General features: G+C 36.9%; 9 protein-coding genes. 5 read left to right on the top strand and 4 right to left on the bottom strand.

All coding sequences use genetic code 11. The annotated features are described in order from the left end of the window. Positions 1–204: 204 nt before the first annotated feature. From galU to ACRPLY_RS20455, 3 genes are all read left to right on the top strand, one after another. Positions 205–1,089, top strand: coding sequence for a UTP--glucose-1-phosphate uridylyltransferase GalU (gene galU / locus ACRPLY_RS20465; RefSeq protein ID WP_028412001.1), 885 nt, complete (start codon positions 205–207; stop codon positions 1,087–1,089). Positions 1,090–1,335: 246 nt separating this feature from the next. Continuing rightward, positions 1,336–2,619, top strand: coding sequence for a nucleotide sugar dehydrogenase (locus ACRPLY_RS20460; RefSeq protein WP_028412002.1), 1,284 nt, complete (start codon positions 1,336–1,338; stop codon positions 2,617–2,619). A 66-nt stretch (positions 2,620–2,685) separates the two neighbouring features. Beyond that, positions 2,686–3,393, top strand: coding sequence for a WecB/TagA/CpsF family glycosyltransferase (locus ACRPLY_RS20455; protein WP_028412003.1), 708 nt, complete (start codon positions 2,686–2,688; stop codon positions 3,391–3,393). Between the two features lie 36 nt (positions 3,394–3,429). Here ACRPLY_RS20455 and ACRPLY_RS20450 read toward each other — a convergent pair whose 3' ends face one another. After that, positions 3,430–4,959, bottom strand: coding sequence for a flotillin family protein (locus ACRPLY_RS20450; protein WP_028412004.1), 1,530 nt, complete (start codon positions 4,957–4,959; stop codon positions 3,430–3,432). 20 nt (positions 4,960–4,979) lie between these two features. Beyond that, positions 4,980–5,513 (bottom strand): NfeD family protein, encoded by a 534-nt coding sequence (locus ACRPLY_RS20445; RefSeq protein ID WP_013059777.1) that lies wholly within the window; start codon positions 5,511–5,513, stop codon positions 4,980–4,982. 629 nt (positions 5,514–6,142) lie between these two features. Between ACRPLY_RS20445 and ACRPLY_RS20440 the strand changes: the two genes are divergently transcribed. Further along, positions 6,143–7,195 (top strand): glycosyltransferase family 4 protein, encoded by a 1,053-nt coding sequence (locus ACRPLY_RS20440; RefSeq protein ID WP_013059776.1) that lies wholly within the window; start codon positions 6,143–6,145, stop codon positions 7,193–7,195. 38 nt (positions 7,196–7,233) lie between these two features. Here ACRPLY_RS20440 and ACRPLY_RS20435 read toward each other — a convergent pair whose 3' ends face one another. After that, on the bottom strand, positions 7,234–8,232 hold the full coding sequence (locus ACRPLY_RS20435) for an LCP family protein (RefSeq protein ID WP_028412005.1): 999 nt from the start codon (positions 8,230–8,232) through the stop codon (positions 7,234–7,236). Between the two features lie 195 nt (positions 8,233–8,427). Continuing rightward, positions 8,428–9,063, bottom strand: coding sequence for a YigZ family protein (locus tag ACRPLY_RS20430; protein ID WP_432232100.1), 636 nt, complete (start codon positions 9,061–9,063; stop codon positions 8,428–8,430). Between the two features lie 438 nt (positions 9,064–9,501). Between ACRPLY_RS20430 and ACRPLY_RS20425 the strand changes: the two genes are divergently transcribed. After that, entirely contained in the window at positions 9,502–10,650 is a 1,149-nt protein-coding gene (locus ACRPLY_RS20425; protein ID WP_013059773.1) for a sensor histidine kinase, read from the top strand. The last annotated feature ends 11 nt before the right edge of the window (positions 10,651–10,661 follow it).

Genomic DNA, 10,661 nt, shown 5'->3' with positions numbered 1-10,661 from the left:
TTATATTTATAAGTGATTAATTTTCTTTTCATTATAAATGATAAAAATAGAATTATACAAAATCTTTTGTTATGATAAAGCAGAATCCAACATGACTCTTTATAAAAAGAAATGGATTCAACATGACTTTGTGTACATACTCAATCGAAGACTTACTATACTATAACCAATAAGCACGATTGACATTGACAGGAGGAAAAGTAAGTGAAAATTCGTAAAGCTATTATTCCAGCAGCTGGATTAGGGACACGCTTTTTGCCGGCTACAAAAGCACAGCCTAAAGAAATGCTGCCAATTGTAGATAAACCAACGATTCAATACATTGTGGAAGAAGCAGTAGCATCAGGTATTGAAGATATTTTAATTGTAAGCGGTCGCGGAAAACGAGCAATCGAGGATCATTTTGATAAATCATATGAGCTAGAAGAAACATTAGCGGCAAAGGAAAAGTGGGACATGCTTGAAGAAGTGCAGGGGATTTCGAATTTGGCTAATGTTCACTACATTCGTCAAAAGGAACCTAAAGGATTAGGTCATGCCATTCACTGTGCAAGAAGTTTTATCGGAGATGAACCGTTTGCTGTTATGCTAGGGGATGATGTAGTCCAATCAGAAACACCTTGTTTGAAACAGTTAATGGACGTATACGAAAAATATGAATGCGCTGTAGTTGGTGTACAGGAGGTGCCTAGGAAAGAAACCTCAAAGTACGGAATTGTAGGTCCTAAAGGAGAGCCTCTTGAAAAAGGATTATTAGACGTAGAAACGCTCGTTGAAAAACCGAATCCAGAAGATGCCCCTTCAGGCTATGCAATTATGGGGCGCTATATTTTAACACCGGAAATTTTTGATATCTTAAGCAGAGAAGAGATTGGTGCAGGTGGAGAAATTCAATTAACAGATGCTATTTTACGTCTGAATGAATTTCAACGTGTTCTTGCTTATTATTTCGAAGGAAAACGTTATGATGTTGGAGATAAATTTGGATTCATTAAAGCAACAATTGATTTAGCCTTACAAAGAGAACCGCTGCGAGAAGAGTTAGTGAGCTATTTTAGAGAAATTGTCGAAAAAGAAGGGCATATGTAAAAATAGATTTACTAGGAGAACTATTGGGAATCATGGAGATTTTCAATAGTTCTTTTGGGTTAGAGCCCGTTGTACAAAAGATGGTTATATCGTTTATTGATGAATTCTCATAAAATGTTACATAATAATAAGTAAAAGAAATTATTTCATGTTTTTATATAAATGCTATCATGAAATGACATTTTTCGATATAATATCAGATAGGTTTTATTTATTAAGCATGTCATATAAAGGAGATTTTCTGCAATGACAAAGAAATTGTGTGTAGTTGGTTTAGGATATATAGGTTTACCGACAGCTGTTATGTTTGCCAATCACGGCTTATATGTACATGGTGTTGACGTAAATGAAAAAGCAGTAGAATTAATTAAAAATAAGCAACTTCATATAGAAGAAAATGGCTTACAAGAACGTTTAGAATCAGCAGTTGACAACGGCCACTTTACGGTAGGCACAACAGCTGAAGAGGCGGATATTTTTATTATTGCTGTACCATCACCAATTAATGAAGATAAAACGGCAAACTTGAACTATGTTCGAGAAGCGACAAAATCAATTGTTCCTTACGTTCGTAAAGGAAATTTAGTTATTTTAGAATCCACAGTTCCTCCGCGTACAGTAGAAGACGTTATGCTACCTGTGCTAAAAGAAACTGGTTTAGAATTAGGCAGTGAGTTATTTGTTTCTCACTCACCTGAACGTGTTATTCCAGGAAAAGTATTTGAGGAACTAGTAAATAATGACCGTATTGTCGGTGGTATTAACGAAGAGTCCAGTCGCTTGACTGTTGAGCTTTATAAAACATTTGTAAAAGGAAATATTCACGTAACGGATGCTACAACAGCTGAAATGGTGAAAGTAATTGAAAACACATATCGTGATGTGAACATTGCCTTTGCAAATGAGCTGGCAAAAATCAGTGAAAAAATTGGTGTAAATGCGTGGGAAGCGATTAAGTTAGCGAACTATCATCCACGTGTAAACATCCATTTACCAGGTCCTGGTGTAGGCGGCCACTGTATTGCTGTTGACCCTTGGTTCTTAACGGAGCTTCAGCCAGAACTTGCGAAAATTATTTCTCTTTCTCGTCAGACAAATGATTCAATGCCTGAATATACAGCATTAAAAACGAAAAGCCTACTAGATGAGAAGGGCATTCAACATGGACGTGTAGCTGTTTTAGGTTTAGCTTTTAAAGGAAATATTGATGATATGCGTGAAAGTCCATCAACGGATGTGCTTCATCACTTAGAAAAGCTAGGTGTTGATTACACAGCATTTGATCCTCATATCAAAGAGAATAAAATCGAACGTCAGACGCAAAGTTTGGATGAAGCTGTTGCACATGCAGATGTGATTCTTATTTTAACAGATCATAATGAGTTCAAAGAGCTTCTTCCATCAGCTGTTGAAAATCATATGCGTACAAAGATTATTTTTGATACGAAAAACTGCATTCAGCGTGATCAATGGAAAGCAGCAGGCTTTGACGTAGTGTTACTTGGTGATTCAAAAGTTTCTACTTTATAAAAAGACGGGCTGAACAGCCTGTCTTTCGTTTGTAAAAAACTAAAAAATCAACATACGGGTGATTTAATGAAGGAAAACATCTTAGGAATAGACGTTTGTAGCGACACGTACGATGAGCTAGCGGCAAAGTTACTTCAGGATATAGATAAAGGCCGAAAATCATTTATTGTAGCAATCAATCCTGAAAAAATTATGAAAGCACAAGAAGATCAGGAACTAAAGTCACTGTTAAATCAAGCGACTTATCAAATTCCAGATGGAATCGGTGTGATTTTAGCTTCAAAGCTCAAAAAGGGACGTATTCGTGAGCGTGTAACGGGTATTGATATGATGCTGAAGCTGTGCAAAGAAGCAACTAATAACGGTAAAAGAATTTTTTTATACGGAGCCAAGCCTGGCATTGCAGATGAAGCCAAAGCTAAATTGGAAGAGATGTTTCCAGGGATTTTAATTGTTGGAACATTAAATGGCTATGAAAAAAATGAAGAAGTTATTGAACGTACGATTAATGATTCAGGAGCAGAAATTGTGTTTGTCGCTTTAGGCAGTCCAGCGCAAGAAAATTGGATTATTGCTCATAAAGAAAAACTCAATCCTTCTGTTTATCAAGGCGTAGGCGGCTCGTTTGATGTTATTTCAGGACGATTGAACCGGGCACCGGCTGTTTTTCAAAAATTTGGTTTAGAGTGGCTTTATCGACTATTAAAAGAACCATGGAGATGGAAGCGTCAGTTAGAATTGCCTAGGTTTCTTCTTCGAGTGTTAAGAGGTTAAAAAAGCATGCGGATTATATCCGCATGCTTTTTATTTTTAGATATCTTCTTTTTTGTTTTGTTGCTTGATTTCATCCGTTAGTTCGTGCAAGCTCTGGCGCACATTTCCTTTTCCAGAAAAGTTCTCAATCAATTCCTTTACATCTATACCTGAGGATGCTTTCAGCGATTCTTGAAGAGAAGACATTAAGTTTGTTGCATAACCAGTCACTTTATTAGCTCCGCTGTTTTCACCGTTGCTTCCTGTATCCACAACCGTAATTTTATCGATATTTGCTAAAGGACTTGCAACTTGTTTTGCATATTCAGGAAGCATTTTGATAATCATATCTAAAATAGCCGCTTGACCAAACTGCTCGAATGCTTCCGCAACTTTTTGTTTAGCCTCTGCTTCTGCTAAACCTTTTAAGCGGATAATCTCAGCTTCAGATTCACCTTGGGCACGCTGAGCGTCAGCTTTTGCTAAACCATCAATTCGAACGCGTTCAGCTTCAGCTTTAGCCATTGCTTCAATTCGATATTTGTTGGCGTCAGCTTCCGCAAGCTGTTTTGCTTTTTCAGCTTCTGCGGATTGCTCAACAGAGTAACGATCTGCATCTGCTTTCTTTTTTACTTCAGAATCGTATTGACGCTCACGACGAAGAATTTCTTTTTCTTCTAATTCAATTTGTTTCTGACGTTCAATAATGCGGATTTGCATTTCTTGTTCTGTTACATCTTGTTTCGCGCGAGCTGTTTCTAGATCATACGCTTGGTCAGCACGAGCTTTGGCAATATCTTGTTCGCGACGATATTCAGCGGTTTTTAATTGATTCATTTTTTCAGCTTCCGCGATTTCTGTATTTCGCTCAAGCTCCGCTTTTTGGGCATCTTTATGAGCCTCGGCACGCTTGATTCTTGTTTCTTTTTCAGCTTCCGCTGTTGCAATGTCAGCATCTCGCTTAACTTGAGCAATACGAGGCTTCCCTAGCGATTCTAGATAGCCGTTCTTATCCCGAACGTCTTTAATTGTAAACGATACAATAATTAATCCCATTTTAGCTAGATCTTGTGAAGCTACGCGCTGTACTTCTTGAGAGAATTTTTCACGGTTTTTATAAATTTCTTCGACCGTCATAGAACCAAGAATCGAACGAAGGTGACCTTCTAAGACTTCTCTAGCTTCGGTTTCACGATCTTCTTTTGCTTTGCCCAAAAACTGCTCAGCGGCCGTTGCGATTTCTGAAATAGAACCTCCAATTTTGATGATTGATACCCCATCAGCCATAACAGGAACACCTTGTTCTGTATATACTTCAGGTGTAGATACTTCCAGTTTGCTTGACAGCAAGCTCAGAGGCTCAGCCTGCTGAAAAACTGGCAGTACAAACGTACCGCCGCCGCGAACAATTTTAATGCGGTTTCCGGATTCATCGACGTGCACGTTTTTATTTCCGAGATAGCTCCCTGTTACAATTAACGCTTCATCTGGACCTGCTGTACGGTATTTTGTAATAAATACGGCAATCAGCGCAATTAATAAAAAAACAACAATTCCAACGACAACTAATATAGGTGTTGAAAACATAAAACTCCCCCTAATACTATTTATAATGAGTGATTGGTCATAACTTCTTCGTAAATCACAACGAGTGCGTTGCCCCTTTGTATATCTACCACAAGCACTTTGCTGCCTAAAGGTATAGCAGTGTTTTTAAAGCTGGCAGCGGGTTTGGAGATCGTGCCGCTAACCCCTTCGATAAATACTTCTCCATAACCATCTGCAGGAACGGAAGTAATAATGGTACCAAGTCTTCCTTTTAACGAATCTTCAGTAAAAGCAAGAGACTCTTCAGCCGATGATAAAGGAATCAATACGAAAACGTTGAGCAAAATAACGAGTAGAAGGGCAATAAGAGCGGAAATCGAAATAATCCAATAATTTTGCAATGACGTATAGGTGAACAAATATCCACTGGCACTAAAGAATGTTAAAAAAGAAAAAAGAAGAGTGGGGTTAAAAAAAGGTATCGCTTCGGATAATCCATCTAACAAATCGCTAAATAAAATGTATAAGAAGGTGAGACTTCCGCAGATAATTAATCCATACAAATACACTGTTTGAACAGATAGACCGAACATAGTTCATTCAACACCCCCTTTATGTAAGATGATTGATACTGTTTCTACTATGTATTACGAACCGCATCAAAAAAAGTTTCATTTTTTTGATAAAATTCCTTTTTTTGTTTAATTTTATCTCTGTCCATTTCACTATATTTTAACTTTTAAATGATATAAGATAAGGACAACGATTCAGCGAATGTGGTTTGAAGTAGTGGACATGCATAGGTCAAAAGTTTGTTCATATAATGAGTGGGGCCATGTGAAATAAAAATAAAGGTTTAAATATGCTTAATAAAAAGGAAAAAGAGTTAAAGATGACGAATAAATTAGACGAAAAGGGGGGAGTTCGCTTATATTTTAATAAAATATAGTAAAGAAAATGTTCTACATAAAATAACCACATAAGAATAAAGTAAATCAGCTGTTTATACACCAAAAAATACAGTTCTTTTCTATTAATAGTTTGTAAATGTGCTAATTTTTGAGAATAAATTTCTATTTAAGTAGTAGAATCATTGTGATATAATCCATTTTGGGAATAAGTAAGTAATTATTGTTATACGCAATTTGAAATACTATCCAATTATATAAAGTTGGATACATTTTTTATGGTTTTGGTTAACATAAACCTGAGGAGGGTCTCCATGCTATATTTGACCTTGTTTATTTGTTTTATTACATCTATTCTGATCACTCCGCTGGTTAAGAAGCTGGCGTTTAAAATAGGTGCAACGGATAAACCAAATCAACGAAAAGTTCATCAAAAAATTATGCCTCGCCTTGGAGGTTTGGCGATATTTTTTAGTTTTCTTATTGGATACCTCGTTTTACAGCCTGACAGTAAATATGCGCTGCCGATTTTAATCGGAAGCATCATTATCATCATTACCGGTGTCTTAGATGATATGATTGAGCTATCCGCTAAAATCAAATTAGGCGGTCAGCTAGTAGCGACATTAATTGTTGTTGTATACGGTGGAGTCCAAATTGACTTCATTAACTTGCCGTTTGGCGGAAAATTAGAATTCGGAATGTTAAGTATTCCAATTACGGTATTATGGATTGTAGGAATTACCAATGCTATTAATTTAATTGATGGATTGGATGGATTAGCTGCCGGCGTTTCCTCTATTGTATTGATTACCATCTCTGGTATGGCTATTATGATGGGTAATGTGTTTGTGACAAGCATGGGTTTCATCGTATTGGGAAGTACGCTCGGATTTTTGTTTTACAACTTTCACCCCGCTAAGATTTTCATGGGCGATACAGGAGCACTATTTTTAGGCTATATGATTTCTGTATTGTCTCTGTTAGGATTTAAAAATGTAGCGGTTATTTCCTTCATTGTTCCAGTTATTATTTTAGGGGTACCAATTTCAGATACGTTCTTTGCTATTATTCGCCGAATCGTAAAAAATCAACCGCTATCGGCTCCTGATAAATCTCATTTGCATCATTGCTTGTTGCGCTTAGGGTACAGCCATAGACAAACGGTTTTAATTATTTATGGAATGAGTGCGATATTTGGCTTAGCGGCAGTTATCTTTTCAAAGGTACAAACAATGTGGGGGTCTTTTCTTGTACTAGCTATCCTCCTTGTGGCGATTGAAATTATCGTTGAAAAAATAGGATTAGTTGATAAGACATATAGGCCAATTCTTAACATGGTTCGTGGGCTTCGTTTGAAAAATTAATTAAAAAGACCTCTTGCATATCCAAGAGGTCTTTTTAATTATTCTGTTGTATCTGAAGTTGATTCAATGCCTAAATGCTTGCGGAGCTTTTCACTTACTTTTTCCACTGAATCATTGTCTAGTTTGAAGTAGTAAACGCCGTTAATTTTTTCATCGCTACCGTCTAAGTTAATGGTTTCGATGTCTACTTTTTTCGAAGCGTAATCATAAAACGAAAGCATTTCACCGAACATTAAATTCGTTTTCATATTATCGCCAACAGCTTCGATAAGATTGCCATATTTATTAAGTGATCCAATGGAAGCAGCTTTTTTAATCATGGCTTCGATCAACTGCTGCTGTCTTTTTCCTCGCTCAATATCGTTGTCTTGTTTTCGTGTTCGAGCAACAGCTAACGCTTCTTCACCATTTAAATGTTGGTTTCCTGGTTTTAAGACAATAGCATTATGACGATCTTTTGAGTCCTTTTCACTCATCGCATAAGGTACATCAAAATCGATTCCCCCAAGTGAGTCTACAATGTCTGTGAAAGCTTTAAAATTCACTTTAACATAGTAATCAACAGGGACATTAAACAGCTGTTCTACCGTTTCTACAGTTGCTTTTGGACCTCCGTACGCATGCGCATGCGTAATTTTATCTTTTTTGTTCACTTCAGGTATATAAACCCGCGAATCTCGAGGTATGCTTACAAGCTTTACGGTTTTATTTGTTTCGTTAAAGGTCGCCAAAATCAAAGCATCTGTACGGGCTGATTTTCCGAACTTCCTGGTTTCACTGTCATCTACGCCCATAAATAAAATGGATATATCATCTTTTTTGGGATCGATTTTACGATCACGCATAGGAGAGTTATCGCGATCTCCAAGTCCTTCATAAGAATCAGAAGCTACTGTTTTAGCCTTAACAAATAAATAAGAGCCATAAGCGGTTGCAGAAAGCCCTAAAATAAGGATAGGTAACAGAAAAAATGTAAAAAGCCTTCGTTTTCTTTTCCGTTTGTTTACTCTTTTTTGAAAACGTCTATATTGAGCCATACGGTTTCTCCTTTTATTCGTATATTCGAACACTTATTGTGACACTTAGTATGTGTTATAAATTGGAATGTATGAATCAAACTCGTCAAAGCTATGCGTCTTTACGAGGTTTTTACTCATTGACAAGTAGCGCAACCATCAGAATAGTTGCGCTATTTATCAATTGTACAATGTTTTTTAATAAGAGTAAATAATTCATTCTACATCTTCTTCTAAATAGGTCGTCTCACCTGCTCGAATATCTGCTTGGCCGTTTGTTAGCTCGGTCAGCCATTCAATAAATGCTTCTGTTTGAGCTTCCTCTACAAATGTTTCAATCTCTACCATGTCTGCGTAGTGGATTTCTTTTAATAGATAAACGGAACTGCGAAGCTCATTTTCTAATTTTCCAAGCCATGTATAGTCGACGGTTGTATGCATAACCGCCATGAGAGTTCGTTTGACTGTACCTAATTCATTTAACGCTTCGGAAACGGATTTTCCATACGCGCGCACCAATCCACCTGCGCCCAATTTAATACCTCCGAAATAGCGCGTAACGACGACTACCGTATCTTTTAAGCCTCTCTTTTTAAGCACTTCTAACATTGGTACGCCTGCTGTTCCACTTGGTTCTCCATCATCGTTTGCTTTTTGAAATTGATCTCGTTCTCCAATTAGGTAAGCTGAACAGTTATGAGTAGCATTCCAGTGCTGTTTTTTAATGTTTTGAATAAATTGCTGAGCTTCTTCCTCAGTTGTTACACGTTTCATATGACAAATGAATCTAGATTTTTGAATAGTGATTTCATGTGAACCTTCTTGTTTTACGGTATAATATTGTGATAACAATCAAAAAATCCTCCTTAGCGTTATAAATAGAAGAAAAACGGGTATTTACGTACTGTTTACTTGCTATTAGTATAAAATGTTTATGAAAAGACATCAATTAATCAAATTCAACATCACTTAAACAAGCCATACAGAATATACGTTATAATAAAATAGTGTGCAGGCTTGTATAGCTAAATAATGAAATGATTTAAACAGGCAGTTAGTCACTGTTGAAGAGTGAGCGTAAATGGTAATCTATTCAAATAACGCGAGTCAAGCGTCGATTGATGTCGAGTTTGAGGGTACTAAAACAACCGTTACTTTTTGGATATAAAAAGTCAGATAGGGAGAAAATATGGATCTTATCCTCACAATTCAGATAGGTCATACGAATACTATATATAGCATGAACGTATAGACATTTCTCCGAATGTGAGTATAGTTTGGGGTGAGTAAATGTCGAAACATAAATTAACAAGCAAGGCACTTGATGAAATTTTTGAGAAGATTATTGGCACAGTGGGAGATAGTAAAAATGAAGTCTATCGCCTTTCTGAAGATGCCAGACAAGAATATCAGCAAATTAAAGAAGAGTTAGAAGTGTTAAAAGGAAAAGTTCTTGAGACGATAGAGCAAGGTGATAAATTAGAAACTCAGGCAAGGTTGGCTCGAAAGCGTTTGTCTGATGTGAGCCGACATTTTCAAATTTATTCAGAGCCTGAAGTAAAAGACGCTTATGAAAAAGCACACGAATTACAAACCAAGCTGCTGATGAATCAGCAAAGCGAATATCAGCTGCGTAATCGTCGAGATGAACTAGAAAGACGCTTGCTTACATTGGAAGAAACGATTAAACGTGCAGATCACTTAGTAGGTCAAATTTCCGTTGTGTTAAATTATTTAACAAGTGACTTAAAACAAGTAGGGGAAATAGTAGAAGATGCTATTCAAAAAGAGTATTTTGGCTTTCGGATTATTGAAGCTCAGGAAGAGGAACGGAAACGTTTGTCAAGAGAGATTCATGACGGCCCAGCTCAAATGCTTGCAAATGTTATGATGAGATCAGAATTAATTGACCGAATTTACCGGGAACGTAGTGCAAAAGAAGCAATGGAAGAAATTCGAGATTTACGAAAAATGGTTCGTTCTGCCCTATACGAAGTACGTCGAATTATATATGATTTAAGACCGATGGCACTTGACGACTTAGGTCTAATTCCGACGCTGCGTAAATATCTTGATACAATCGAAGATTATAACGAAGGCAAGCCTCGGATTACGTTTATTTCCATTGGACAAGAGAAGCGAACTGCTTCAAAATTAGAAGTAGCACTGTTTCGTCTAGTGCAAGAAGCTGTAACGAACGCATTAAAACATGCAGACGCGACGGAAATCCAGGTGAAGATAGAGTTCAACAATGAACACGCTATTTTGCTGGTCAAAGATGACGGCTGTGGTTTTAATCAAGAAGAGAAAAAAGAGAATTCGTTCGGCTTAATAGGAATGAAAGAGCGTGTTGATTTGTTAGATGGGACTATTTCTGTTCATTCGAAAATTAACCAAGGCACGCTTGTTATGATTAAAGTACCGATTATAGCCGCTTAAAAAGGCAGAGA

Origin of the sequence: Priestia sp. TGN 0903, assembly GCF_050846855.1 — a bacterium.
In the GTDB taxonomy this organism is placed as follows: domain Bacteria; phylum Bacillota; class Bacilli; order Bacillales; family Bacillaceae_H; genus Priestia; species Priestia zanthoxyli.
Note: the sequence above shows the minus strand (reverse complement) of the source record. Positions and strands in the feature narration are given on the sequence as shown.

Excerpts from the sequence above, each read along its gene's own strand:
- ACRPLY_RS20460 (WP_028412002.1), top strand. The coding sequence starts at position 1,336 with ATGACAAAGAAATTGTGTGTAGTTGGTTTAGGATATATAGGTTTACCG.
- ACRPLY_RS20455 (WP_028412003.1), top strand. The coding sequence starts at position 2,686 with ATGAAGGAAAACATCTTAGGAATAGACGTTTGTAGCGACACGTACGAT.
- ACRPLY_RS20450 (WP_028412004.1), bottom strand. The coding sequence starts at position 4,959 with ATGTTTTCAACACCTATATTAGTTGTCGTTGGAATTGTTGTTTTTTTA.
- ACRPLY_RS20445 (WP_013059777.1), bottom strand. The coding sequence starts at position 5,513 with ATGTTCGGTCTATCTGTTCAAACAGTGTATTTGTATGGATTAATTATC.
- ACRPLY_RS20440 (WP_013059776.1), top strand. The coding sequence starts at position 6,143 with ATGCTATATTTGACCTTGTTTATTTGTTTTATTACATCTATTCTGATC.
- ACRPLY_RS20435 (WP_028412005.1), bottom strand. The coding sequence starts at position 8,232 with ATGGCTCAATATAGACGTTTTCAAAAAAGAGTAAACAAACGGAAAAGA.
- ACRPLY_RS20425 (WP_013059773.1), top strand. The coding sequence starts at position 9,502 with ATGTCGAAACATAAATTAACAAGCAAGGCACTTGATGAAATTTTTGAG.